At 60.5% G+C, this 25325-nt stretch carries 17 protein-coding genes and 5 pseudogenes; 11 read left to right on the top strand and 11 right to left on the bottom strand.

Annotated elements, in window-relative coordinates:
- Positions 1 to 238 precede the first annotated feature (238 nt).
- The 3 genes and pseudogenes from AC0L7L_RS14115 (at position 239) to AC0L7L_RS14125 (ending at position 3027) form a co-directional block, all read left to right on the top strand.
- Positions 239 to 1207 (top strand): ABC transporter substrate-binding protein, encoded by a 969-nt coding sequence (locus AC0L7L_RS14115; RefSeq protein WP_473513942.1) that lies wholly within the window; start codon positions 239 to 241, stop codon positions 1205 to 1207.
- A complete protein-coding gene (locus AC0L7L_RS14120; RefSeq protein WP_272212648.1) occupies positions 1204 to 2241 on the top strand; it encodes a FecCD family ABC transporter permease in 1038 nt (345 codons plus the stop codon). The genes AC0L7L_RS14115 and AC0L7L_RS14120 overlap by 4 nt, the downstream gene beginning before the upstream one ends.
- Positions 2238 to 3027 (top strand): annotated as a pseudogene (locus AC0L7L_RS14125) (ABC transporter ATP-binding protein). Before AC0L7L_RS14120 ends, AC0L7L_RS14125 begins: the two are co-directional and overlap by 4 nt.
- Here the strand turns inward: AC0L7L_RS14125 and AC0L7L_RS14130 are convergent.
- Positions 3013 to 5509, bottom strand: a pseudogene (locus AC0L7L_RS14130) (beta-glucosidase). The pseudogenes AC0L7L_RS14125 and AC0L7L_RS14130 overlap by 15 nt on opposite strands.
- A gap of 213 nt (positions 5510 to 5722) precedes the next feature.
- Between AC0L7L_RS14130 and AC0L7L_RS14135 the strand changes: the two are divergent.
- Positions 5723 to 6370: a TetR/AcrR family transcriptional regulator gene (locus AC0L7L_RS14135; protein ID WP_272212652.1), complete on the top strand. Its 648-nt coding sequence runs from the start codon at positions 5723 to 5725 to the stop codon at positions 6368 to 6370.
- A gap of 281 nt (positions 6371 to 6651) precedes the next feature.
- Here AC0L7L_RS14135 and AC0L7L_RS14140 read toward each other — a convergent pair whose 3' ends face one another.
- The 5 genes from AC0L7L_RS14140 to AC0L7L_RS14160 all read right to left on the bottom strand — a co-directional run bounded on the left by AC0L7L_RS14140 (position 6652) and on the right by AC0L7L_RS14160 (position 12367).
- On the bottom strand, positions 6652 to 7653 hold the full coding sequence (locus AC0L7L_RS14140; protein WP_473509662.1) for an ABC transporter permease: 1002 nt from the start codon (positions 7651 to 7653) through the stop codon (positions 6652 to 6654).
- Positions 7654 to 7665: 12 nt separating this feature from the next.
- Positions 7666 to 9162 (bottom strand): sugar ABC transporter ATP-binding protein, encoded by a 1497-nt coding sequence (locus AC0L7L_RS14145; RefSeq protein WP_473509664.1) that lies wholly within the window; start codon positions 9160 to 9162, stop codon positions 7666 to 7668.
- Between the two features lie 102 nt (positions 9163 to 9264).
- A complete protein-coding gene (locus AC0L7L_RS14150; protein ID WP_473509666.1) occupies positions 9265 to 10212 on the bottom strand; it encodes a sugar-binding protein in 948 nt (315 codons plus the stop codon).
- 133 nt (positions 10213 to 10345) lie between these two features.
- On the bottom strand, positions 10346 to 11338 hold the full coding sequence (locus tag AC0L7L_RS14155) for a substrate-binding domain-containing protein (RefSeq protein WP_272212659.1): 993 nt from the start codon (positions 11336 to 11338) through the stop codon (positions 10346 to 10348).
- A 45-nt stretch (positions 11339 to 11383) separates the two neighbouring features.
- On the bottom strand, positions 11384 to 12367 hold the full coding sequence (locus AC0L7L_RS14160) for an NAD-dependent epimerase/dehydratase family protein (protein ID WP_473509668.1): 984 nt from the start codon (positions 12365 to 12367) through the stop codon (positions 11384 to 11386).
- Positions 12368 to 12519: 152 nt separating this feature from the next.
- Here AC0L7L_RS14160 and AC0L7L_RS14165 point away from each other — a divergent pair, with 152 nt between their 5' ends.
- The 3 genes from AC0L7L_RS14165 to AC0L7L_RS14175 are packed head-to-tail and all read left to right on the top strand — an operon-like array spanning position 12520 to position 15309.
- Positions 12520 to 13260 (top strand): ATP-binding cassette domain-containing protein, encoded by a 741-nt coding sequence (locus tag AC0L7L_RS14165; RefSeq protein WP_473509670.1) that lies wholly within the window; start codon positions 12520 to 12522, stop codon positions 13258 to 13260.
- 12 nt (positions 13261 to 13272) lie between these two features.
- Positions 13273 to 14262 (top strand): ABC transporter permease, encoded by a 990-nt coding sequence (locus AC0L7L_RS14170; protein ID WP_272212666.1) that lies wholly within the window; start codon positions 13273 to 13275, stop codon positions 14260 to 14262.
- A gap of 48 nt (positions 14263 to 14310) precedes the next feature.
- Complete coding sequence (locus AC0L7L_RS14175) at positions 14311 to 15309, top strand: LacI family DNA-binding transcriptional regulator (RefSeq protein WP_473509672.1); 999 nt, start codon at positions 14311 to 14313, stop codon at positions 15307 to 15309.
- 389 nt (positions 15310 to 15698) lie between these two features.
- On the opposite strand, the gene AC0L7L_RS14180 is transcribed toward AC0L7L_RS14175, so the two are convergent.
- The 5 genes and pseudogenes from AC0L7L_RS14180 to AC0L7L_RS14200 all read right to left on the bottom strand — a co-directional run bounded on the left by AC0L7L_RS14180 (position 15699) and on the right by AC0L7L_RS14200 (position 20600).
- On the bottom strand, positions 15699 to 16292 hold the full coding sequence (locus tag AC0L7L_RS14180; RefSeq protein WP_473509674.1) for a DJ-1/PfpI family protein: 594 nt from the start codon (positions 16290 to 16292) through the stop codon (positions 15699 to 15701).
- A 68-nt stretch (positions 16293 to 16360) separates the two neighbouring features.
- Positions 16361 to 17326, bottom strand: coding sequence for a substrate-binding domain-containing protein (locus tag AC0L7L_RS14185; RefSeq protein WP_473509676.1), 966 nt, complete (start codon positions 17324 to 17326; stop codon positions 16361 to 16363).
- A 39-nt stretch (positions 17327 to 17365) separates the two neighbouring features.
- Positions 17366 to 18362 (bottom strand): annotated as a pseudogene (locus AC0L7L_RS14190) (ABC transporter permease).
- Positions 18343 to 19917: pseudogene (locus AC0L7L_RS14195) on the bottom strand (sugar ABC transporter ATP-binding protein); the annotation flags it as partial. The pseudogenes AC0L7L_RS14190 and AC0L7L_RS14195, both read right to left, overlap by 20 nt.
- A complete protein-coding gene (locus AC0L7L_RS14200) occupies positions 19914 to 20600 on the bottom strand; it encodes a GntR family transcriptional regulator (RefSeq protein WP_272212672.1) in 687 nt (228 codons plus the stop codon). The pseudogene AC0L7L_RS14195 and the gene AC0L7L_RS14200, both read right to left, overlap by 4 nt.
- A gap of 106 nt (positions 20601 to 20706) precedes the next feature.
- Here AC0L7L_RS14200 and AC0L7L_RS14205 point away from each other — a divergent pair, with 106 nt between their 5' ends.
- The 4 genes and pseudogenes from AC0L7L_RS14205 (at position 20707) to AC0L7L_RS14220 (ending at position 25274) form a co-directional block, all read left to right on the top strand.
- Positions 20707 to 21711 (top strand): Ldh family oxidoreductase, encoded by a 1005-nt coding sequence (locus AC0L7L_RS14205; RefSeq protein WP_473509679.1) that lies wholly within the window; start codon positions 20707 to 20709, stop codon positions 21709 to 21711.
- 21 nt (positions 21712 to 21732) lie between these two features.
- Positions 21733 to 22914 (top strand): annotated as a pseudogene (locus AC0L7L_RS14210) (iron-containing alcohol dehydrogenase); the annotation flags it as partial.
- A gap of 36 nt (positions 22915 to 22950) precedes the next feature.
- The gene (locus AC0L7L_RS14215) at positions 22951 to 24417 is read left to right on the top strand and encodes an NAD-dependent succinate-semialdehyde dehydrogenase (protein ID WP_473513944.1); all 1467 of its coding nucleotides are present in this window, start codon (positions 22951 to 22953) and stop codon (positions 24415 to 24417) included.
- 17 nt (positions 24418 to 24434) lie between these two features.
- A complete protein-coding gene (locus AC0L7L_RS14220; RefSeq protein WP_272212674.1) occupies positions 24435 to 25274 on the top strand; it encodes an alpha/beta hydrolase in 840 nt (279 codons plus the stop codon).
- Positions 25275 to 25325: the final 51 nt, after the last annotated feature.

Raw genomic sequence — 25325 nt, forward strand, 5'->3', positions numbered from 1 at the left:
TATCGCTGCATTGTGCCGCCGCGAGGGTCTTGCCGAGAGCATGTGCTGCAACCTGATCGAAGGAACCTCCGGAGGCAGGCACGAGGCATCTTGGGGCAAAGCCGTCATTTAACATGACTTTTTTTGTCTTGATTTAAAGAGCCACCAATTCTAAGGAGCGGGCCAAAGTTACAAGCGAACAGGACCCGCTATGAATACGAAGAAAAAACTTAGCTTTGTCGGTTGCCTCGTCACGTTTATGACGTCTGTCCCGGCTTTGGCCGCCTCCACCACCTACCCCCTTGCGATAGAAAACTGCGGGGAGAGCGTCATCTTCGAAAAGGCACCTGAAAACGCGGTGGCGCTTGGCCAGAACAGCGCTGAGATCATGCTTTTGCTGGGCCTTGAAGACAAGATGGCCGCCACGGCTTTCTGGCCCAATGATGTTCTTCCCGAACTGGCGGATGCCAATGATCAGATCAAGCTGCTGACCGTCGAGTTCCCGACACTGGAATCCGTTCTTCAGCAACGGCCGGATTTTGTTGCGGCGATGCTGACCACGCTGATGGGGCCCGACAGCAAGGTCGCCAAGCGCGCAGACTTCGAAGACCTGGATATTCCGGCCTACCTCTCCCCCAGCGCCTGCTCAACAACGCAGGATACTGGCGATGCCTATGGCAGCCGCGATCAGCTCTGGAACATGGACCTGCTCTACCAGGAAATCGACGACCTTTCGCGCATTTTTGACGTGCAGGATCGCGGCCAGACCGTGATTGCGGATTTCAAGACGCGCGAGGCTGCCTTGCGCAACACCTTTTCGAAGAATGAGGACCTGACCTTCCTGTTCTGGTTTTCCAGCGCATCACCGGCAGATGACGCCTATCTGGGCGGTGGCAACGGTCCTTCGGGATTCATCGCCGATCTTCTGGGTGGGCACAATGCACTGGAAACCAAGGCGGAATGGCCGACAGCCAACTGGGAAGGCATCATAGCAGCCGATCCGACCGTCATCGTTGCCACACAGGTAGACCGTAACCGCTGGGAGCTCGACGAGGCCGAGAACAAGATCGCGTTTCTTCAGTCGGACCCGACCGTGAGCCAGATGGAAGCCGTCCGCAAGGGCCGCATCGTGGTGATGAGCGGCGCAGCCATGAACCCCAGCATCCGCACGCTTTATGGTGCCGAGGAGATCGCTGGTCAGCTCAAGACGATCGACCTGTCCGAATGAGCACGGACGGCGACTCCCGAGGCGGTCTCAGGCTCGTCCTGCTTCTGACAGTCTCTGCCATTATCCTGATCGGCACCATAGCCTTCGCGACCGCGATCGGCGAGTACAACATTCCGATCAGGACCGTCTTTCTCTCGGTGACCAACCATTTCGGCCTCACTGCCGCTGATGTGCCGAAAATCGAGGAAAGCGTGGTGTGGAATCTGAGGCTGAGCCGTAGCCTTGTCGCGGCCCTTTGCGGTGCCGGCCTGGCGATATGCGGAGCTATCCTGCAGGCTCTCTTGCGCAACGCGCTGGCAGAACCGTTTGTGCTGGGCGTGTCGGCCGGGGCCTCGACGGGTGCCGTCTGCGTTATCGTGCTGGGCATCGGTGCGGGCGTCATGTCGCTGTCGCTCGGTGCGTTTGTCGGCGCATTTGCCGCATTCGCGCTCGTGGCCATTCTTTCGAATGGCGCCACCAGCGGCCCAAGTCACACGATTCTGGCTGGTGTCGCCGCTTCGCAGCTTTTCAATGCGCTCACTGCCTATATTGTCACGACATCCGCAAGCGCGCAGCAGGCACGCAGCGTCATGTTCTGGCTTCTCGGCAGTTTTGGCGGTGTGCGTTGGCCGCAATTTCAGTTGCTCGCTGTCGTCCTGTGCTTCTGCCTTGTCATTTGCATATGTATGGCACGAACACTCGATGCCTTCACCTTCGGCGACGAAGATGCCGCGGCGCTGGGCATACCCGTTGCCCGCACACGTCTGATCCTGTTCGGCTTGACGGCACTAATGACGGCAACAATCGTCAGCCAGGTCGGCGCCATCGGCTTTGTCGGACTGGTGGTCCCGCATGCGGCGCGCTATGTTGTGGGACCTGTGCACATGCGGCTGCTCCCCGCCTCGGCCATTCTTGGGGCCGTGTTCATGGTCATTGCCGATATTGCCTCGCGGGTGCTCGTCGCCCAGCAAACGATTCCGATCGGCGTCGTGACAGCACTTGTGGGCGTTCCCTTCTTTGCCGTCATTCTTTATCGCGCGAGGCCGCAAACATGAGTGTGGTTGCCGAAAGTCTATCCTGGGGTGTCCGCCGCAAGACCATCGTGGACGATATCAGTCTTGATGTGGCGGAAGGCCAAACGCTGGGGCTGATCGGGCCGAACGGTTCAGGCAAATCATCCCTTCTGCGACTGCTTGCAGGGCTGAAAAGGCCGGATCGGGGCAATGTTATGATCGCGGGCCGGAACATTGCCCATGTGCCGCGGCGTGCGCTTTCACGGCAGGTAGCCTTCGTCCAGCAGAATGCCGCGACAGACACCAACGTTTCCGTTCGCGATGTGGTGCGGCTGGGACGAGACCCCACACCGTTCCGCCCTTTCAGGCTGGACGCCTGCCGATCAGGATGCAGTGGCGAGCGCGCTCAGGCAGGTTGGCATGGAGCATCTGCAGGGCCAGTCCTGGCAGACCCTTTCCGGCGGCGAACGGCAGCGCGTTCACATTGCCCGGGCCCTTGCCCAGAGCCCGCAGGTTCTGTTTCTGGATGAACCGACCAACCATCTCGATATTCATCACCAGATCGAAATTCTGCAAACGATCCGGCAGCTGGCCTTGACCAGCATCGTCGCACTCCACGATCTCAATCTTGCCGCGATGTTCTGCGACCGGATCACCGTCCTGCAGCACGGTAGCGTTGTTGCCTCCGGCGCGCCGGAGGCCGTGCTGACGGAAGAGCTGATCGGAAACGTTTTCCGGGTCGCCGCGACCGTCAGAACTTCCCCGCATCACGGCCGCCCCCAGATCCACTTCCAGCCCTCTGAGCCAGCGCGTTCAGGCCGGTTCTGACCATTCAGCCTGCAGGTCAACCGGCAGGCGCTGACGGATATCGCCCGCGTCGGCAGCAACGACAAGCTCATACCGTCCCGCAGGCGCAACCCAGCGCTGGCGTCCGATGTTGAAATAGGCCAGATCGCGCGGCAAGACGCGCAGTTCGGCTGTCCCGCGTTCACCTGGCTTGAGCTTCAGACGGGCAAAAGCGCGCAGTTCCTTTTCGGGCCGGGCAACGGGCACGTCCGCCTTCATGGTATCGGGCCGGACATAAAGCTGAACCACCTCGACGCCATCGGTCTTGCCGGTATTGGCGAGCGGCACGGTCACGGCAATACCGGCTTCTGTCATGACCCCGGCGTCTGCCTTTGCGTCGCCCCAGTCAAACTCGGTGTAGCCCAGACCGAAGCCAAAGGGGAAAAGCGTCGGAACATTGAAGCTGTCGTGATGGCGGTATCCCACGAAAACACCTTCGTCATAGCGCACATGCCCGCCCTTACCGGGATAGGTCAGCGTGTCATCGCTCCATGCCGAATTGTCTTTCATGCGTAGCGGAAAGGTTTGCGGCAAACGTCCACCCGGATAAGCGACTCCGCTCAGCACATCGGCAACAGCATGGCCGACCTCCTGCCCCGGATACCAGAACTGGATCACCGATGTCACCCTGTCGAGCCACGGCATTTCCACCGGTCCGCCGGTTTGCAGAACCACAATCGTGTTCGGGTTGACCGCCGCGACCGCCGCGATCAGTGCGTTCTGGGCGCCGGGCAGGACCATGTCCGGCAGATCGTGACCTTCGCTGTCCCACTCCTCCTGGCGACCGACGAACAAAATTGCAGCATCCTTTCCAGCGGCGAGCCTGACGGCATCGTCGATGTCCTGCTGTCCCATCGTCTTTTCGATTCCGAACCGGAGCGCGCGAACCGTGATCCCGGGGTCGGCGGTATCCGGAGAACAATAATCGATGACGAGACGATAGCTCTTGCCAGCCTGCAGCTCGATTTCGACCTGCCGTTCATCATTGGCCGTACCGAAAAAATTCATGCCCTTTTCCCAGTCACTCTCGCCATCGATCAACAACGCACCGTCGATAAAGGCGCGAGCAAGGCCGGCATTCGTCATGCCTGCACGATATGTCCCGGTTTCTTCCGGCTTGAAGATGGTTTCAGCACGCACCGAAAAGTCGTTCTGGTTAAAATCCGGCAAAGGAAGATCAAACCAGAAGCAGTCCAGCTCGGTTTGTTGTTCGGTGTGAACGACCTCGCCCTCAAGTCTGCGCCCGTGAAAAAAGCAAAGCTTGATGTCAGACTTCAGGATCTGGGTCAGCCGGTTGTTGGAGCAGCCCTTGGCATAAGCGACCCGGCTGTCGCCGAAGGCAGCCTTCAGTCCATCGATGGGCGTCACCCGGTAAGGCGCATTGATCTGTGCCGAACCACCCCCCATCAGGCGCGATACACCTGCATTAGGACCGATCGCGGCAATCGACACATCGCTTTTGAGCGGCAGAAGCCCCCCTTCATTCTTCAAAAGTACCGCGCCTTCCGCGCCGAGACGGCGGATCAGCGCGCGGGTTTCAGGCAGGTCGCGCGTCGTTTCGGGCTCGGGACCGGCGCTTTCGAACGCGCCGACGCGCTCGAATAAAACCAGCAGACGGCGTGCAGCAGAACGGATTGTGTCCGGATCGACTTCCCCCGCTTTTACGGCAGCCAGCAGCCTGGCTCCCCGGTGGCGCGTGGGGCCCGGCATTTCGAGGTCATGTCCGGCATTGACCGGTTCCGCAGTCCCATTCGTGCCAAACCAGTCAGACATGAAGATACCGTCATAGCCGAACTGGCCGCGCATGACGTCCGTCATCGCCCATTTTTGGCTGTCCATATGAACGCCGTTCAGGCGGTTATACCCGGTCATCACGGCCCAGACACCAGCCTTCCTGACCGCTGCTTCGAAGGGTGGCAGATAGATTTCGCGCAGTGTGCGTTCGTCGACGTCGGACGAGATAGTCTGCCGTTCGATTTCCGAATCATTGGCGACAAAATGCTTGATCGTCGCCCCGACACCATTGTCCTGAAGGCCTTTGATGTAGGCAACCGCGAGCATGGATGCCAGCGTTGGGTCCTCCGAATAGCATTCGAAGTTCCGGCCATTGAGACCTGAGCGGTGGATATTGACCGTCGGCGCCAGCAGTATCCGGGAGCCTTTCGAACGGGCCTCGGCGGCGAGAGCGGCGCCCATCTCATAAGCCGCATCGCTGTTCCAGCCCGCACCGAGCGCGATCGCGCAGGGGAAAGCCGCAGCCGGGGTTCCCGTTGGTCAGCCCGCCTGCGCCGCGCGCGCCATTGGGGCCATCGGAGACCTTCACCGCCGGGATGTTGAGGCGTGGAACGGCAACGGTTGTCCAGAAGTCCGCGCCGGCCATCAACGACACCTGTTCCTCCAGGGTCAGTTGCTCCAGAAGACGTTCGATGTCGACGGGATTTCCGGTTTTCGGGTCGTAGTTCATGGAAGCCTCTTTTTCTTTTCGACAAAGCCCGACCTGAGGTGGAGAGCCACTGTAGAAAGCAGGCTTCCCCATGCGCTATCCTGCACGGGCCGCGGGCACGCACGGTCGCGCAACCGATACCGGAAACAGGAAACCACAAAAAACTACTATTCGCTAGGTTTTTAAATTCTATATGGCTTCGTATATTCTGGCGAAAGAAGGAGAAGAGCCGACATGGCCGACAGCAACCGGACTGAACGAAAGGCAAACAAAGCGCCTTCTGGAGCACGGGGCAGCTATGGCAAGGGCCGGCGCCGCCGCGCAGAAATTGTCGAAGCCGCGGTTCGGGTGTTCAGCCAGTCCGGCTATCAGAATGCAGCCATCGCCACCGTAGCGGCAGACGTGGGGCTTACGCTTCCCGGTCTGCTGCACCATTTTCCGAGCAAGACCGACCTGCTGCTGGCCGTGCTGGAACAGCGTGACGAAGTCACAGCCGATATGCTGCCGGCGGAAAGCGACTGGCTGGCATTTCTCGGGTCGCTGGTGGAGATCGTGCGATATAATCAGTCAATCCCGGGTGTGATCCGCGCATTCGCCCTTCTCTCGGTCGAAAGTCTGTCGACGGACCATCCAGCCGCCACCTGGTTCGAACAGCGAACCCGAAAAACCCACGCCATGATCGCCGGTGCGTTCAGGACCGGACAGGCGCAGGGGTCTTTCGATGCAGCTCTCGACGCGAACGAGCTCGCCTTCGAAGTCATAGCCGTGATGGATGGTTTGCAGGAGCAATGGCTGCGCTCGGGCGAAACGATCGATATGACCAGGGTCTTCGCAAACTATATCGACAGCTTTAAAGGCCGGTGCAGCACAGCGACGGCGTGACATGCCCTCGGAGCAACAGCAGGAAGCGCTGCTCATCGTCGGCAAGATGAGGGTTCTCGACCGCTGGCGCCTTTCCGTCGGCCTTCTCTACCCCTTCGAATAACCGACGATAGCAATCAATCAAGGAGTCGTACCGGAGGTTCTGGACGCCTATCACGGTAAAGACTCCGCCGTTTATGCTGTTCGGTCGATTTCGTTGCCACTGTATTGCGCGCGAGCGACAGGCAAAATGCTTTTGCGCATGTTATCCGTGCGCGAAAGAGACAAAGGACCAAACAGGACTAACGTCGAGGCGTCTTTGCCGGTTTATCAACGAGAGACATCGTGGCCCGATGCCGGCGCCGTTCGCGATAGGCAGAGAACTGCGTGTCGGTGATCACACCGGCCAGAATGACGCTGCCCATAACCGCGAAGTTCAGGGATGAGGGAATGCCGAGAAGGTTGACGAGGTTCTGGAGCACCTGAAGCAGGATGACGCCAAGAACGACACCGATGATCGAGCCCTCGCCGCCACGCAGCGAAAACCCGCCTAGCACCGCCGCCGCGATGCCGTAAAGCTCATAGAAATTGCCGTGCGAGGCCGGCTGCACCGAGCGGGTATACATCGCGAAGAAGATGGCGGAGAGACCGGTCAGCAGCATGCAGAGCACATAGGCAGAAACAATCACGCGCCGCGTGTTTATCCCGGAATAGCGGGCGGCCTCTTCATTTTTGCCCACCGCAAAAAGATGCCGGCCGAAAACCGTTCGATGCAGCACAAACCAGGAAATAATCGCGACAATGGCAAACGCGATGACAGAGTGCGGAATGCCCGCAGTGCGTCCGGCGACGAGATATTCGAGCGCGGGGAAGTCGCTCCCGAAGCTGAACCCGGCCGTGCCGTCGCGCGTGTAGAAACGCGCAATCCCGCGATAGATCAGCAGGCCGCACAGCGTCACCACAAAGGGCTGCAGCTTCAGTCTGGTCACCAGCAGGCCATGCAGGAGCCCGATGAAAACGGCCAGCACGAGAACGATCGCAAGGGCGACCGGCCACGCTACCCCGTGCGTGGCGATGAGGTCGATAAATATAACGCCCAGAAGCGCGATCACCGAACCGACTGAAAGCTCGATGCCGCCGGTCACGATAACAAAGGCTTCAGCGATGGAGAACAGGCCGAAGAGTCCGATCAGATTGGCTGTGTTGGCGAGGTTGATCGGCGACAGAAACCGTGGATTGACCAGCGCCACAATCGCACCAACACAGAAAACCAGAACCGCCAGTCCCAGATCTTTTCTATTCATTGTCATGACCTTCTATCCGACAGCAAGCCGCAGGATATTTTCCTCCGACAGCTCCTCATGTTCCAGCATCCCGGCGATCCGGCCACGGCACATGACAGCGACCCGGCTCGATACGCCGATCACCTCCTCCATGTCCGACGAGATCATCAAAAGCGCCGTGCCTCCTGCGGCCAGTTCGCGCATCAGGCGATAGACCTCGGCTTTGGCGCCGACGTCGATCCCGCGGGTCGGCTCGTCCAGAATGATAACCTTAGGGCGTGTGGCCAGCCACTTCGCCAGCACGATTTTCTGCTGATTGCCGCCGGAAAGCTCGCCAGCCGGCCGATCAAGCCGCGTCGCCTTGATCGCGAGCTTTTCGCGCGCCGATATGGCAAGTTCGCGTTCGGCCCGCCGATCGACAAAACCGTGTCGCGACAGGGTACTGAGGCTCGGCATTGCAATATTCTGTGAGATTTCGAAGTCGAGGAACAGCCCCTCGGACTTGCGGTCTTCGGGCACCAGGCAGATACCGGCCTTGATCGCCTCGGGCACCGAGCCCGTCAAAATCGGTTTTCCCGAGACCGTGACCACCCCTTGCTGGACCGGATCGATGCCAAAAATGGCGCGCGCAAGCTCAGAACGTCCCGCGCCCACAAGTCCCGCAAGGCCGAGGATTTCACCACCGTGCAGTGTAAGGTCGACGCTCTCGTGCGGATAGGCGGCTGTGCGCAGCCCCCGCGCTTCGAGCACGACCGCGCCGCGATTTTGATCGGGCTTTTCGTAGAATTCGGAAACCGGTCGACCGATCATCAGGCGCACCATGGCCTTCTTGCCGATCTCCGCTCTGCACAGATCTCCGGCGTTCCTGCCGTCACGCAGGCCGACGACGCGATCGGTGACTTCCTCCACCTCGCCCAGCCGGTGGGTAATAAACAGCACGGCGACGCCATCGTCGCGAAGAAGACGGATGACCTTCAGCAGGCGTTGCGTCTCCGACAGGGTCAGGCTCGATGTCGGTTCATCGAGGATCAACAGCCTGACATTGGTCGACAGCGCCCGCGCGATTTCCAGCAATTGCTGATCGGCAAGCGAGAGTTCCGAGGCCGCATCGGAAGGGCCGAACCGCGTGCCAAGCATATCAAGCAGCGGGCGGACGCGGTCTTCCATCGCCTTGCGGTCGATGAAAATGCCCCTGCGGATTTCCCGCCCCAGCATGACGTTGGCGGTGACATCGAGATTGGAAAACAGGTTCAGCTCCTGGTGAACGAAAGCAATGCCATGCGACAATGCGCGGGCGGCTGTAAGGTTTGCCATGCTGACACCGTCAATGACGATCTCGCCTTCATCCGGCCGGATCGCACCGCCGAGCACCTTCATCAGCGTTGATTTCCCGGCGCCGTTTTCACCGATCAACCCGACCACCTCGCCGCCCCTTATGTCCAGGGATACATCGTTGAGGGCGATGACGCTGGAATAGACCTTGGTGATGCCGGCCAGTCGCAGGGAGATGGGGTTTTGGATCCGTGCCATGCCGTCCTCAAGCTGTCTGATTGACCCGTGCGGAACGGGAAGCCCGCACGGGCGGGAAATGCATGTGGCGACAGGAGGGCCGCCGCATCTCCCTAGTCAATTCTAGCCGTTGATGCGCTTCTTGAGCTCAGCCTCGAAGGCATCGACATTGGCCTTGTCGATGATTTTTGTGGGAACGATGATCAGCCCATCTGCCGGAATTTCCGACTTGTCACCTTCGAGATAGGCGGCCATCAGCTTCATGCCCTGATAACCCCACTGATAGGGGTCCTGGACCACGGTCCCCGCAAACGAACCTTCCCGGACAGCGCCCAGCGTGATCGGGTCCTCATCGAAGGCGATGACCGTGACGTCACCCAGCTTTCCTGCTGCCTGCAGCGCTTCGTAGATCTTGGGCGGATTGTAGGAATAAAAACCCACCATGCAGTTGATGTCGGGGCTGGCTGCAAGCACGTCATCAACATTCGATCGGGCTCTGGCAAAATCGACGTCATCGCCGCGCACATCCACCAGTTCTATGCCTTTGCCGTCGACGGCCTGACGAAAGCCGGCAATGCGCTCCTTGGCGTTGTCCGCGCCGAGGAAACCGACAAACCCCATGCATTTACCGCCGTCCGGCATGGCGCCGACGGCAATCTCGCCGGCCTGAATGCCGGCCTCAGTGTTTGAGGACCCAAGATAGGCGATGCGGTTGGATTGGGGGGCATCGCTGTCGGTCGTGAACAGCGGAACCTGGGCTGCAATGCGGTTGAATGCGTCGATCGAGTTATTCGGATCGGCCGAGGAGATCATGATCGCGTCGGTGCCGGCGGCAACCAGATCGTCCATCAGAGCGTTTTGCAGGGCGGCTGTGCCCTGTGCCGGATAGCGGAACTGCAGCTCATAGCCCGGAAGTTCTGCCTGCGCCGCGTTCACGCCCGCCTCGGCCAGTTTCCAGAAGTCAGATGCGGCGTTGACGACGAAGGCGAGAGCCGGTTTATCGTCGGCCATTGCGGTCGTCGCGCTTATAGCGAAAACCGCTGTTGCCAGGATCATTGATGTTGTTTTCATGATGTCCTCCCGCGACCCTCGGATCGCTCTCATCAGGTTGAAGATGGTGTTCCCATCACGCGCCCGAGCGTTGCAAAACACCGCGCCTCGCGGGCGGGGGGCCACATTGAAAGCAGGCCACCCGCCCGAGGTCTCAGTTGTTCTCGCAGAAGCCCGGGGCGTCAGCGGTGCAGACGTCGAGCCCGGTGAACAGCGGGTCATCGACCTTTTCGCCATTGATCAGCTGGATCATGACGTCAGGTGCCCGATAGCCCATTTCAAAGGGGCGCTGGCCAACCTGTACGTGGCTGCGACCTTCGCGGAAGGCTTTGGTCTGCGGCGGCAGCGTGTCACCCGCAATGATGATCAGGTCCTTGGATTTCAACCTGTCCATCACCTGGTCCGTCACCTGTGTATAGGCCTGCGGGGCAAACTGGGCCCAGCCGCCGATCAGAATGAAGGCGTCGAGATCCGGATTGGCGGTGAACACGTCCGACATCTGCTGGTTGGCGAGATCCGCCTGGTCGTTGGTGAATACCGGGCACCCCTCAATCTCGGTCCAGCCATTCTGGCCTGTGAGCCTGTCGACTTTCTTTTCACCGGCGATGGTGTCACGGAAGCCCTGAGCGCGGGCGTTGATGTTGTCGGCCGCGACATTGCCGAGCTGCAGGCAGACGGTGCCGCCATCAGCGCGAAGCATCTTGGCTTCTTCGGCCATCTTGACGCCCATCAGGTAGTTATCGGTGCCAAGATAGGTCGAGCGCAGATCGCGATCCTGCTCGAGGAAGTCGGCATCGATTGTCATGACCGGCACGTCCGGAGCAATCTGGCGGATGCGATTGGCCATGGCGGGTGCGTTCGATGGTGAAATCGCAATAGCCGCAACGCCGCGGGTCAGCAGATCATCAACGATCTGCACTTCGCCGGCTTCGTCTGACGACGACGCAGGTCCTGTGTAAAGGCACTCGTATTCGCTGTCCATGTTCTCGGAAAGCCACTTCTTGCAGCCCAGATTGATCTGCTCGAAGAACGGGTTGTCGAGCCCCTTGACCACGATCGCCAGCGTCTTCTTATCCTGCGCCCCCGCCTGACCGGCAAGAAGCATGGCCGCCGACAGGGCGGTTATTGCCAAATATCTGATTTTCATTGCAGTTTCTCCTCCTCTTTGAGATCGCCGACAAAGGCTCCTTCCTCAGCCGGGATACCAGACAATGCGCGGATCGTTCTCACCGCGCCTGTAATTCCATGCACGTTCAACGAGTTCTTCGAGACTGATCTCGGGACGCCAGCCCAGCACCTTGCGGGCCTTGGCATTGTCCAGCCAGTTGCTGTGAAACGGCGTCGCTATGTCCGCCCGCTGCACCTGTCGGCTGGTTTCGAGCAGCTTCGACACTTCGCCGTAATCAACCGGGTCGTTCATCGCGATGTTGAACAGTTCGCCATAGGCGTTCGGGTTGTCGATCGACAGCAGGATCGCACCAACCAGATCATCGACATGAATAAAGTTGCGCTTCAGAAAGCCGCCACTTGCATCGTGCATCGCGGGAAAAAAATCGCCACGGCGCAACGTTTGGAGCGTCGTCTCATCAACGAGCGTTTCCCAGGGCGGGCCGCCAAACTGGGCGTCGTCCAGTGCGAAGGCATGTCTGAAGTCATCCTTTTCCATGATCCAGGGCGCCCGCAATATCGTGTAATGGAGGTCATACTGGATGCCGAACTGTTCCAGCATCACCTCTTCCATCACCTTGGTCAGCCCATAGATCCCCGGATAGGCCCGTCGGGGAGACGCTTCGGTGATAGGTGCGGCGTAGTTCTGAAAAATATGGCCGACAACGCAATCGCCGCTGAGCAGCATGAACTGGCGGGCGTTCTGTGAACGACGGAACCGATCCAGCAGAAGATAAAGCCCCTTGAGTGCGACATCGATAGCAAGGTCGGGCGATTCCTTTACGGCTGCCAGATGAAGCACGTGGCTGACGCCCTCCAGTGCCCGTTCAACGGTTTGGTCGTCTGCCATCGAGCCGCGGATCACGGTCACCCGGCGATCGTCTGTTTCGATCACGCGGTTGTTGCAAAGTGCGACCACCTCCCAGCCCGAGAAGCGCTGCTCGCTCAGAAAAGCGGGAAGAAACACCTGCCCCACTTTTCCAGCCGCACCCGTGACAAGCAGCTTCATCAGCAATCCCCTCTCGATATTTCCTTGTGTCCGTCGAGATAATTATTTACTAATAATATTAAGTCAAGTTATTATTGATTTTAGTTATAGCCTTGGAGGCGGGGAGAGCTTCGTGCTCTTCTAACGGGCGCTGAACAAGAGGGAGGGAATTTGTGTCGAGACTTGTTTTGTCAGGAATATCGAAAAACTACGGGGCCATTCAGGCCCTGTCTTCGGTGTCGCTTGCTTTGGAGCCGGGAGAGGTGCTTGGGTTGATGGGCGACAATGGCGCGGGCAAAAGCACACTTGTGAAAATCATCGCCGGCAATTTTGCGCCCTCTGCCGGTGAAATGCGCATCGACGGACAAGCGGTTGTTTTCAACAAGCCGCGGGATGCCCAGAGGCAGGGGATCGAGGTCGTTTATCAGGATCTGGCGCTTTGCGATAACCTGTCGGCCGCCTCGAACGTGTTTCTCGGTCGCGAGGCCATGCACGGCGTCGGCCCCCTGAGATATCTGAACTACCGTCACATGAACGAGATCGCGGGCAACCTCTTCCGACAACTCAAGTCGGAGACGCACCCACGCGATCTCGTCCGAAAAATGTCGGGCGGGCAACGCCAGGCCGTCGCGATCGCGCGGACCCTTCTTTCAAATCCCAAGATTGTGATGATGGACGAGCCGACGGCCGCGATCTCGGTCCGGCAGGTCAAGGAGGTCCTCGATCTGATCCTCAGGCTCAAGGATCAGGGCATCAGCGTCATCCTCATCAGTCACCGGATGCCGGATGTCTTTGGCGTCGCCGACAGGATTGCCGTGTTGCGGCGAGGCGAGTTGGTCGCCAGCAAACCTGCGGCGCAATCCTCTCCAGAAGAAGTAACCGGCCTCATCACCGGCGCGATCGAAGCGGCATAGAAAGGCAGACCGATGACCACAATCGACCACGTGATATCAAGAAGCCAGCATCGCAACTGGCTGTCCAAGATCGCAACCCAGCAGTTGTTCTGGGTTTTCATCGCTGCAATCGCCGCCTGCCTGGCGCTGAGCCTGCTCACCGATACCTTCGCCAGCGAAAGAAATCTCTTCAATGTTGCCCGCAACTTTGCCTTCGTCGGCATCATTGCGATCGGCATGACCATCGTGATCGCCGCCGGTGGCATCGATCTTTCTGTGGGCTCGTCCGTGGTTCTGAGCGCCATGGTGATCAGCGTGCTGATGTCTGGCGGCATGTCGTTCTGGCTTGCCGCGCCAATGGCATTGGGTGCGGCCCTTTTGGTGGGGCTGTTGAACGGCGTACTGATCGCCTATGGCGGCATGCCGCCCTTCGTCGTCACGCTAGGCACGCTGTCTGCCGCCCGGTCGCTGGCCATGGTTCTCTCCGACAACAAGATGATCTGGGAGTTTGGGCCCGACCATGATCTGCTGTTGTGGATTGGCGGCGGCTCCACGCTTGGCATTCCGCATCCGCTTTACGCCCTGACCTTTTTAGCGGTCATCATGTCGCTGGTTTTGAAATGGACGCGATGGGGCCAGCATGTCTATGCCATCGGCAGCAATGAGAATGCGGTTCGGTTGACCGGCATTCCGGTCAAGCGCCTGAAGGTCAGTATCTATATGTTTTCCGCCTTCACCGCGGGGATCACCGGTATCCTCATGGCCGGATGGCTCGGCAGCGTCACGACCAATCTCGGTCAGGCGCTCGAACTGACCGTGATTGCCGCCGCTGTGATCGGCGGTGCCAATCTCGCAGGCGGCGAAGGCACAGCCATCGGTGCCGTCGTCGGCGCACTTCTGATCGAGGTCATTCGCAACTCCCTGATCCTTCTTGGCATCTCGACATTCTGGCAGGGAATGTTCATAGGTACGTTCATAATTATTGCGGTGGCATTCGACCGAATCAGGCATTTCAGATCGTGAAGCCTGCAGGTCACCCGGATGACAGCGCCGTTCGTAATGGAGAATGCATTGAAACCGACGATGATGGATGTCGCGGCGCGCGCTGGCGTTTCTCAGGCCACAGTTTCCCTCATTCTCAATGGCAGTTCCGGCGCGCGCTTCAGTGAAGCCACGCGCAAGAGGGTATTCGATGCGGCCGAGGCGCTGGGATACCGCCTTTCAAACAAGTCGGCAGCAGCCAGCCACACGGCCGCCAAGGTCATCGTCTTCATCGTCGACGAGCTTACGACCGACCCATGGATGGCGCTCGCCTTTGAAGGCGCCCGCGAAAAGGCGCTTGAACTCGGTATCATCGTCACGCTTGGGGTGTTCCGCAAGGGCGAAGACCCGGATGAAGGCGTGCTTTCAATCTGCGAAAGCCAGACGCTGGTGGGATATATCTTCGGCACCATACTGACCCGCAAGATTGATCCGCCTCAAGCGCTTCTCGATGCCCCGACTGTGCTCGTTAACTGTTACGACCAGCAACGCAGGCTGCCTTCAATCGTGCCGGGTGACGTCGCCGGAGGACGGGCTGCGACGGAACGGCTGATCGCAGGCGGTCGCAAGCGCGTCGCGCTCATCAACGGCCAGGAGGGCCTGGACAACCCCCGCGACCGCCTGCGCGGTTACAAGCAGGCGCTTGCGAGCAACGATCTCGCCTATGACCCGAAGCTCGTTCATTACGGCAACTGGGAACCCTCGTCCGGCTATGAAAAGACCCACGAACTGATGAAGCTTCCCGCGCCGCCGGACGGCATTTTCTGCGCCAATGATCTGATGGCGATCGGCTGTCTGGAAGCGCTCAAGGAGCTCGGAAAGTCCATCCCGGAAGACGTCGCCGTCGTTGGCTTCGACAACCGCGATATCGCGCAATTCACCATGCCCCCACTCACGACCTTCCATCTCCCGATGTTTGCGATGGGAACGATGGCCGTCGAACTACTGGACGACATCACCGGCGGACTGACCAGCACGCACGACCAACTCAAGGTCGAATGCCCACTGATCGAACGTATTTCAGGTTAACTGCTTGGGTGGTGGCAATCTGAGCACCACCGACGCGGCGTCGGCGCTCTTCTCAGCGAGGGAGCGCAGGTTCATCATACCATCGGTCATCGGAACTGCTTCAAGTCAGGCGCTGGCTTAAACAACCCGCTCCTGCCGGACAGCGCCGATGAACACCGCGCTACCAAGGACACTACGTTCAGGTACAAGATCGGACCGAGGGCTGTCATGCAGATTGCTGGCGGACCACATCATCTATTTGCCAGACTGCTATCGGCGCAAAACCGCAGCTCTCACAGAAGCGACTGGCGATATCCTCGACCCCACTCCCCCTTATCTGGGGCAATGTGGTCCGGACAGGTGGCGAGGGCCGCGTTTCTGCGACCCTGCACTTTTGCCTTATCGGTCGCTCAAGTGTGACGGATTTCCGTGCCGAGGACCTTGAGGCACTCACGCATGAAGGCGGCGAGACCGGTCCAGCCTTTAGCCGATACCATCGTGCCATCAACGAAGGCCTCTTTCGGCTCGACGTCGATAAAAGTCCCGCCGACCGCCGCTACCTCCGGCGCGCAAGCGCCGAGACCAGCGACCTTTTTTCCCTTGAGGACGCCGGGCACAGCCATAAGGATCTGCACGCCGTGGCAGATCGTAAAGATGGGCTTCCCGGCATCGTGAAAATGCCTCACCATCGCCTGGATGCGGGGATCGGTCCGGATATATTCCGGCCCGCGACCACCTGCGGCGTAGACCGCATCATAGCTGTCGAGCTCGGCCTCGGCTTCGGAGAAGGTCTTGTTGATCTCGGCGAAATGGCCTGGCTTTTCGGTGTAGGTCTGATCACCCTCGAAATCATGGAGCGATGTCTTGATCAGGTCGCCTTCGCTCTTGTCCGGGCAGACGACGTGAACCGTGTGACCGACGGCCTCCATACCCTGTTGATAGACGAAGATTTCATATTCTTCCGTGAATTCGCCGGTGAGCATGAGGATTTTCTTGCCGCTCATCTCGATCTCCTGATTATGGGAATGGTACGTCCGGCCGCTGCGAGAGCGACCGGACAGGGTGTTTCGGTTCAGAACGGGGAGTCGGGGAAATAGAACTGGTCCGCGTTCTCGGGGGTGATCAGCGGGGCATCCAGCTTGAACGATCCGCGCATCGGCGCCTGACCCGCAAATTGCGCCGCGGTCATATACATGGCCGAGGCGATCATGGACGGCGGGTAAGGCGTGGAAATGGGCGTCCGCTCGTCGCCCGCCTTCACCATCTCGATCACCTGTTTCATGCCGTTACCACCAAGGGCGAACTTGATGTCTTCCCGTTCGGCCTGATCGACAGCTTCGATGACGCCGAGCAGCATGTCATCGTCATTGGCCCAGACCGCATCGATATTCGGATAGCGTGCGAGGTAGTCCTGCATCAGGGTGAAGGCTTCATCCTGGTTCCAGTTGGCATACTGCATGTCGAGGATCTCGATGTCGGACTGGTCGATGACATCCTTGAAACCCTGGATGCGTTCGTCATCAATCACGGTGGGGATGCCGCGCAGCACGACGATCTCGCCTTCTCCGCCCAGTTTCTCGACCAGCCACTTCGCCGTGTTTGCACCAACGGCGATGTTGTCGCCTGCGACATAAAGGTCCTGGATCGAAGGATCCGAAAGACCCCGGTCCACGACGGTGATGAAGGTGCCATTCGAGGCGACCTGCTCCACCGGGCCGGTCAGTTCCTCCGACGTAAAGGGCAGGATCACTAGAGCGTCGAGCTCGTTCGTCGCCGACAGGTCCTCCAGTGAAGACACCTGTGCCGTCGCTGACGAGGCTGTTGAGACGATAACGTCGATATTCGGGAACGCGGCCTCGATCTGCTTTTCCGCCTCCTCGGCATGGTAGACCACGCCGCCTGTCCAGCCATGTGTGGCCGCCGGTACGGAGACCGCGATGGTGAATTCCTTGTCCTGGGCGAATGCGGCGTGCCCGAACAGCGTTCCCGCCACCACTGTGGCTGACAGGAGCGCCAGCCTTCCGGTCTTGATTGTCATAGTTTCCTCCTCCTCTGTTTAGATATGAGCCTCGCCCCTTCAGCGAGAACTGGTGAAGCGGTGAGCCAGCATGGCGACGATGATGATCGCCCCCTGGACCGCAGCCACGAGGTATTCCGACACCATGTCCGAAAGAACCATGACGTTGGCGATAACCTCGAGAATGAGAGCGCCGGCAACGGTGCCCCAGATGTGGGCCTTGCCGCCGCGCAGAAGCGTGCCGCCGATAACGACGGCCGTGATGACCTGAAGCTCCCAGAGCTGACCGGTGGTCGGAGTGGCGGCGCCAAGGCGCGGGACGTAGCAGATGGCTGCGACGGCAACACAGAAGCCCTGAATGACGAAGGCCATGGTCCGAACCCGGCCGACATGTACGCCGGAGAACCGCGCGACGTCTGAATTCGACCCGACGGCGGTGACACGGCGACCGTATTTCTGTCCGGTAGAGTATGAAAGCGCCGAGCAGGGCGATAACAGCGGTGATCAGGACCGGATAGGGAATGCCGAGGAAATCACCGAAATACACAGGCCGGTAGGCATTGCGCAGGCTGCGATCAATGGACAGCGAGCCACCATCGGTCAGGTAGGTGATGAAGGCGCGGAAAATCCCCATTGTGCCGAGCGTGACGATGAAGGGTTCTATGCGCCCCACGGTGATGATCAGACCGTTCAGCAACCCGCAGAGCGAGCCCACGACCAGCGCGACCAGCGCCCCCGCCGGGATGGCCCAGGGGCCAAGCCACGGGACAAGCGCATTCATGGCCATGATCATGATGCCGACGACGAAGGCCAGCATTGAGCCAACGGACAGATCCAGTCCTCCGGTGGCAATCACGAAGGTCGCGCCGACGCCGATAATGGCGATGAAGGCGCTGCGCGTGATGACGTTCAGGATGTTGTTCGTCGCCATGAAGTTGGAATTGATCATCGTGCCCAGCAGCACGATCAATGCCAGGGCAATGAATGGAGCGAGATCGCTCCAGCGTATCTTGAAGCCCTCTCTTTCCGGAAGCGTTGTTATTTCTGCGCTGCTCATGCGCGTCTCCTCCCTGGGTATCATGTCTGCTGCTTGCGGCCGCATAGACGACGTTCTGCTCGGTGATGTCGTCGCCCGTCAGTTCGGCAACGAAACGTCCTCCACGCATCACCAGCACGCGGTCGGACAGGCCGACGAGTTCAGGCAATTCCGACGAGATGACGATGCAGGCCTTGCCGGCCCGGACGAGGTCGTCGACGAAGTGGTAGATTTGGCTCTTGTTGCCGATGTCGACCCCCCGCGTCGGCTCGTCTATGATGACGACCGAGGGCTCGGCGAGCATCACCTTGGCCAGCAGCAGCTTCTGCTGGTTGCCGCCCGAAAGCTGCCCGGCCTCCACCGAGAGTGTGCGAACCCGGATGTCGTAATCCTGGACAGCCGACTGCACGGCGCTTGCTTCCTTCCTGCGGTTGAGACGCAGGCCGGGAAGAATCATGTCGAGTGCCTGTAATGTGAGGTTCGGCCCCAATCCCTCGTTGAGAAGGAGGCCTTTGCCCTTGCGGTCTTCGGTCAGGTAGACGACGCCTGCGGCCATCATCGAACCGACGTCGGGCTTGGCAACGGGCGTGCCGTTGATCGAGATTGCGCGCGCCTGGGCGGGGCGAAGTCCCATGAGCCCTTCTATCAGTTCCGTGCGGCCGGCCCCGATCATGCCGCCAATGCCTAGGACTTCTCCCGGCCGGACGCTGAAGGAGCCGGCGAACCTGCCGTGGTCGACCGAGAGCTCCTCGACGCTCAGACTCGGTTCCGCGGTCGCCTGCTCCCGTTTCGGCGGATAAAGCATCGACAGTTCCCGCCCGACCATCAATTCGGCCATCTGGCGCTGATCGAGTTCCTGCCCAGGCCAGGTGCCGATCATTTTGCCATCGCGAAGCACGGTGACGCGATCGGCCTGCGCCTCGACCTCTTCCAGCCGGTGCGAGATGTAGAGCACCGCGACACCGTGCGCGCGCAGGTTCCTGACGATGTCCAGAAGTGCGTCGACTTCGTCATTGGCCAGCATCGCTGTCGGCTCATCCAGGATCACGACCTTGCGATCGTCGAGCAGGGCGCGGGCGATCTGGACAAGCTGCCGCTGCGCGAGCGGCAGATCGCCCACCCGCGTGGTGGGGCGCGCCGTGGAGCCGACGCGAGCCAGCACCTCGGCCGTGCGGCGGTTCATCATCCGGTCATCGACTGCAAAGCCGCGGGACAATTCGCGCCCCAGAAAAAGGTTTTCGGCCACGGTGAGATCGGCGGCGAGCAGGATTTCCTGATGCACCAGGACGACCCCGGCATCTTCGGCCTGAACGGCGTCTGCGAAGACAACCGGCTTTCCGGACATCGACATCGCGCCGCCTGTCGGTTTGGCGTGACCCGAAAGAAGCTTCATCAGGGTCGACTTGCCAGCGCCATTCTCGCCGATGATCGCGTGCACTTCTCCCGCTCGGATATCCAGCGTTACATCGCTCAAGACCGTGATCGGGCCATAGGCCTTGGAAAGGTCCTCGGCGCGGAGCACAGGTTCTTGCTGCACTGTGCCAGTGCAGGCGGTATCAGTCGCAGCGAAGCTCATTCGAAGGCCGCCGCGAGCCGGTCACGCGACCGCTCGATGTGATCGTACATTGCATTGTAAGCGGCGTCCGCATCGCCCGCGCGGAATGCAGCGAGCAGGCGCTCGTGCTCCTCCAGCGCCTCCTGGGTCACGCGGCTGTGGAACATCAGGCGGAAGATATGCAGGTGGATGTGCCGGTCGTTCAGCGCCTGCCGGGCGAACTCGTTGTCTGCAACCTTCAGAATCTCGTCGTGAAAATGCGCATCCGCCCGCGCAAAACGGGAATAGCGGCTGTTGCGGGTCACGGGCTGCTCGCCCTTCTCCATGTCCGCAGCGGCGCTCACGATCCGCTCAAGTTTTTCAGGGGTCAATCTGAGGCAAGCCTGTCGGGCGCTCTCCGGCTCAAGCATCAGCCGGAACCTGTACAGCTCTTCAAATTCCTTCGGTGTGAGCTGCGGTGCGGAAGAGTAGCCGATCAGGTGCGCCTTGCGCACCAGCCCTTCGCGCTCAAGCCGCGTGAGGGCGTCGCGCACCGGGGTCTGGGAAACATTCAGTTCTCGCGCCAACTGGTCGATGGGGATCCGGGCTCCCGGCAGAATCTCCAGCGACATGATGCGTTGGTAGATCTGCTCGTGAACGCTTTCGGAAATGCTCAAAGGCCGCGCGAACCCGCCTTTGTGGTCGTGATCCGTCGCTGCAGCCATCTGAACCTCCCTACTCTGCATTCTTGACATCGCTCAATTTATTCCCGATATGATATCGAATGTCAAATACAATATCATATACGATTTGATTTGGGAGGGTTGGCATTTGTTGGTTTCGGCCGGTTATCTGCGGGAGGTCGCGGAGAAAGCACTTGTTGCGCAGCAGGTCGCGTCCTCGAATGCCCGACTTCAAGCCGACCTTCTGATCGAAGCGGAACTGCGGGGCCTGCCGTCCCACGGCGTACAAAGACTGCCCCGGCTCATTGCGCGTTTGCGGGCCGGACTTGCCCATCCGGTCGCAGACGGCAAGGCGCGCCGCACTGGTTCCGGCGCTTTCACCATCGATGGCGAGCGCGGGCTCGGTCCGGTCGTCATGATGCGCGCTATCGAGCAGCTTGCGGCGGTGACGCCCGAACAGGGCATCGCGCTGGCCTCGATCCGCAACGCAAACCACATCGGGATGCTCGCCTATTATGTCGAGGCCGCGGCAAAGCGGGGATTGATCGGCATCGTGATGACCACCAGCGAAGCGCTGGTCCATCCCTATGGCGGCACGGAAGCGATGCTGGGAACCAACCCGATCGCCATCGGCATCCCTACCGGAGCCGAACCCTTTATCCTCGACATCGCAACCAGTCGCGTCTCGATGGGGAAGATACATCACCACGCCATGACAGGCGCGCCGATACCGGATGACTGGGCCGTCGATGCGGACGGCCGCCGCACTACCGATCCCGAAGCGGCGCGAACCGGCGCGATCGCGCCCTTCGGCGACGCCAAGGGATACGGCCTCGGTCTCGCCGTGGAGTTGCTGGTCGCATCACTGGCGGGATCGGCCTTCGCACCCGAGGTGGGCGGCACGCTGGACGCGACCAGACAAGTGAACAAGGGCGACATCATCATTCTGATCGACCCCGCGGCAGGCGAGCACGGTCCATCCGGACTGGCCGCTTACCTCGATCGCCTGCGCGCCTCGCGAGCGGCGGATCCTTCGAGGCCAGTGGCTGTTCCCGGCGACGGAATGCGCGGCCGGAGGATGAAGGCGCTTGCCGAGGGCATCGACCTGCCCGATCCGCTGCATGAAGAAATCCGGGCCCTCTCGGAAGGCTGAGGAAAAATCAAAGGAGACAGGATGACCCTATTCGGCACGATCAGAGCCCCGAGAGAATTGATCTTCGGCTCGGGCCAGCGACAAGCCCTCGGGGCGGTCGCTTCAAAACTCGGGCAGCGTGCCCTGGTGGTGACAGACGAGCGTCTGGCCGGCGATGGCGACTTCAAACGCATGGCGGCGCAACTGGAGGCGGCGGGCCTGTCTGTACAGGTCGATGGTTCAGCTCTTCCGGACGTCCCCGTTGAGGCCGCAGCTTCAAGCGCCGTCAAGGCCCTTGATTTCGCGCCCGATCTTGTGATCGGCGTGGGCGGAGGGTCCTGCCTCGACATGGCGAAATGCATGGCCGTGCTGTTAACCCATGGAGGGCGACCGCAGGACTATTATGGTGAGTTCAAGGTGCCCGGTCCGGTGATGCCCCTGATCGCCGTACCGACCACGGCGGGCACCGGCTCCGAGGCGACACCGGTCGCGGTGCTCTCGGATTCCGAGCGACAGCTCAAGGTCGGAATTTCCTCGCCCTACATCATCCCGACGGTCTCGATCTGCGATCCGGATCTGACACTGACCTGCCCGCCCGCGCTGACCGCGATCGCCGGCGCCGACGCATTGACCCATGCCATCGAGGCCTTCACGGCGCTTCGCCGCGATCCTGTTCCGGGCCTTGCGCAGGAACGGGTCTTCGTTGGCAAGAACGCAACCTCTGACCATTTTGCACTGACGGCCATCGGGTTGCTCTGGAACGGCCTCGAAAAGGCGTTCACCGATGGGAGTTCAGTCGAGGCGCGCGCCGAGGTGATGCTGGGCGCAACGACCGCCGGCCTCGCTTTCGGCGTTGCCGGAACCGCTGCAGCGCATGCAATCCAGTATCCGGTCGGCGCCCTCACCCACACAGCGCATGGAGCGGGCGTGGCCTGTCTGATGCCCTACGTCATGGCCTGGAACGCCCCCGCGATTGGGCCTGAACTTGACCAGATCGCCGGGATTATCGACCTGCAAAGCGGGACGGAGGTCATCCCGGCCATCGCCGCACTTTTCGATCGTATCGGCATTCCCAGGACGCTGCGCGATCTCGGGCTTGCCGAAGACCGGCTCGACTGGGTGGCCGAGCAATCCTGCGGCATCGCCCGGCTGATCCAGAATAACCCGCGCCCGCTGCCGCTCGCGGACATGCGGCGACTGATTGGCGCGGCCTATCACGGCGAACTGACTGTAATTGAAACGAACTTAGAGAGAATTCCAATGACGCTCGATACCGCCTTCTCCGGCTATTCCGATCCCGAACTTCACGCCAAAGGCTTGTTCATAGGCGGGGAGTGGGAGCCTGGTACCGGAGGTATCCCGGTGCATGATCCCTCAACGGGAAATATAATTGCCCACGTCCCCGACGCAGGGATCGACAATGCGTTGCGGGCCGTGGATGCCGCCGCTTCTGCCGCGGAAAGCTGGCGCAATACGCCTTCGCGCCAGCGGTCGGAGATCCTGAACTGCTGGTTCAATCTGATGCGCAAGCATTCTGAAGAACTGGCCCTTCTGATTTCGCTCGAAAATGGCAAGGCTCTGGCAGATGCGCGTGGCGAAGTGGCCTATGCCGCCGAGTTCTTCCGCTGGTATGCCGAGGAGGCCACGCGTATTAGCGGTGAATTCCGTCACACGCCCTCCGGCGCGCACAATATCCTCGTCGATCATGAGCCGATCGGTATTGCCGTTCTCATCACGCCATGGAATTTCCCGGCCGCGATGGCGACGCGCAAGATCGGCCCGGCATTGGCCGCCGGTTGCACAGTGATCCTGAAACCCGCTTCCGAAACGCCGCTGACCGCCTATGCGATGGCCCGGCTCGGCGAAGAGGCGGGCGTTCCGCCCGGCGTGGTGAACGTCCTGACGACCTCGAACCCCGGCCCAGTGACTGCGGCCATGCTCGCGGATCCGCGGGTTCGCAAGCTTTCGTTCACCGGCTCGACCGGTGTCGGGCGCACTCTTCTTGCCGAGGCGGCGAAATCGGTGGTGAGCTGCTCAATGGAACTGGGCGGCAACGCTCCGTTTGTGGTTTTTGATGACGCCGATATCGATGCTGCGCTCGATGGCGCGATGGTTGCCAAGATGCGCAATGGCGGCGAAGCCTGCACCGCAGCCAATAGGTTCTATGTGCAATCCGGTATTCACGACGCTTTCGTGGAAGGGTTGACGAAGAGGATGGCGGCGCTGAAACTGGGGCCGGGTTACGATCCCGAGGTCCAGTGCGGCCCTATGATCACAACCAAAGCGGTGGAGAAGATCGACCGGCTGGTTTCGGAGGCCAAAGCGCTGGGCGCCAGGGCGACAACCGGTGGGGAGAAAATGGCGGGAAGCGGATATTACTATCCCCCGACTGTGCTCGTGGACGTTCCGACCGACGCCGCCCTCGCGCACGAGGAAATATTCGGCCCCGTTGCGGCTGTTTACCGTTTCGAGGCCGAGGAGGAGGCGGTGCGTCTCGCAAATGATACCGAATACGGGCTTGCTGCCTATATCTATTCGCAGGATGTTATGAGGGCGATGCGTGTCGGGCGCGGGATCGATACCGGGATGGTGGGTATCAATCGCGGCTTGATGTCTGATCCTGCAGCGCCTTTTGGCGGCACCAAGCAGAGCGGCCTCGGGCGCGAGGGCGGCGTTACGGGCATCCTCGAGTTCATGGAGCCTAAATACTTCGCTGTCGAGTTTTGAAGGGGGATGAAAAGACGATGGCGAAGCGCGATCTATACCGAAACCGGGACTTCATTCCCGACTTTGATGCGATCATGGCCGAGACGGAGGCGCGCAGCCGCGCCTTCGCCGACCGGTCAAGCGTCGAGCGGAGTGTGCGTTACGGGCCTACCCCCAGGCAGAGCTTCGACCTTGTTTTTCCCACGGATCCGGTTCCCAACGCGCCGCTTCACATGTTCATCCACGGCGGCTACTGGCGCGCGGGCAGCAAGGAGACGCATACGCTCGTAGCCGCGCCGGTGATTGCGGCAGGCGGGATCGCAGCTCTGGTCGGTTATGATCTGATGCCGGACACCCGGCTGGCCGAAATCGTCGCACAGCTGCGCGCTGCTGCGCGTCGCCTCGTGGAGCTTGCGCCGGATATCGGCGCCAACCCGGAACGCTTCACCGTCAGTGGCCACTCCGCTGGCGCTCATCTGGCCACGCTGCTTGCTTCCAATGCGCCCGGCGACGACCGGCCGCCCGATCTACCGAACCTGCGCGGTATGCTTCTGGTAAGCGGCATCTATGATCTTTCCGACATTCCCGATTCCTTCCTGAAAGACGAGGCCGGGATGCGACCAGACGAAGCGCAGGCATGGTCACCGCTATCCTCCCGGCACACACAGGGCCCGCTGCGGATCATCACACGGGGGCAGGATGAAACGGCGCCTTTCCAGGACCAGGCCATTGCCCTGCATTCACTCCTCACCCGTGACGCGCAGCAAGCGGAACTGCGGACAGAGCCTGGTGCCAATCATCTTTCGATCGTCTTTGAACTTTCCGATCCGCAGGCAGCGCTTGGCCAAAGGCTCTCCGGATTGGTGACGGCATCCTGAAGGGCTCCGACTGCCCCTCGCATCTTCCGCGATCATGTGAATGGCCTTGCT

This window comes from Martelella sp. K41-7, assembly GCF_055808365.1.

What these genes read in the sequence shown, in the direction of transcription:
- AC0L7L_RS14200 (WP_272212672.1), bottom strand. Translation starts at nt 20,600, where the DNA reads ATGGCTGCAGCGACGGATCACGACCACAAAGGCGGGTTCGCGCGGCCT.
- AC0L7L_RS14220 (WP_272212674.1), top strand. Translation starts at nt 24,435, where the DNA reads ATGGCGAAGCGCGATCTATACCGAAACCGGGACTTCATTCCCGACTTT.
- AC0L7L_RS14215 (WP_473513944.1), top strand. Translation starts at nt 22,951, where the DNA reads ATGACGCTCGATACCGCCTTCTCCGGCTATTCCGATCCCGAACTTCAC.
- AC0L7L_RS14170 (WP_272212666.1), top strand. Translation starts at nt 13,273, where the DNA reads ATGACCACAATCGACCACGTGATATCAAGAAGCCAGCATCGCAACTGG.
- AC0L7L_RS14160 (WP_473509668.1), bottom strand. Translation starts at nt 12,367, where the DNA reads ATGAAGCTGCTTGTCACGGGTGCGGCTGGAAAAGTGGGGCAGGTGTTT.
- AC0L7L_RS14180 (WP_473509674.1), bottom strand. Translation starts at nt 16,292, where the DNA reads ATGAGCGGCAAGAAAATCCTCATGCTCACCGGCGAATTCACGGAAGAA.
- AC0L7L_RS14150 (WP_473509666.1), bottom strand. Translation starts at nt 10,212, where the DNA reads ATGAAAACAACATCAATGATCCTGGCAACAGCGGTTTTCGCTATAAGC.
- AC0L7L_RS14185 (WP_473509676.1), bottom strand. Translation starts at nt 17,326, where the DNA reads ATGACAATCAAGACCGGAAGGCTGGCGCTCCTGTCAGCCACAGTGGTG.
- AC0L7L_RS14120 (WP_272212648.1), top strand. Translation starts at nt 1,204, where the DNA reads ATGAGCACGGACGGCGACTCCCGAGGCGGTCTCAGGCTCGTCCTGCTT.
- AC0L7L_RS14115 (WP_473513942.1), top strand. Translation starts at nt 239, where the DNA reads ATGACGTCTGTCCCGGCTTTGGCCGCCTCCACCACCTACCCCCTTGCG.
- AC0L7L_RS14155 (WP_272212659.1), bottom strand. Translation starts at nt 11,338, where the DNA reads ATGAAAATCAGATATTTGGCAATAACCGCCCTGTCGGCGGCCATGCTT.
- AC0L7L_RS14135 (WP_272212652.1), top strand. Translation starts at nt 5,723, where the DNA reads ATGGCCGACAGCAACCGGACTGAACGAAAGGCAAACAAAGCGCCTTCT.
- AC0L7L_RS14140 (WP_473509662.1), bottom strand. Translation starts at nt 7,653, where the DNA reads ATGAATAGAAAAGATCTGGGACTGGCGGTTCTGGTTTTCTGTGTTGGT.
- AC0L7L_RS14145 (WP_473509664.1), bottom strand. Translation starts at nt 9,162, where the DNA reads ATGGCACGGATCCAAAACCCCATCTCCCTGCGACTGGCCGGCATCACC.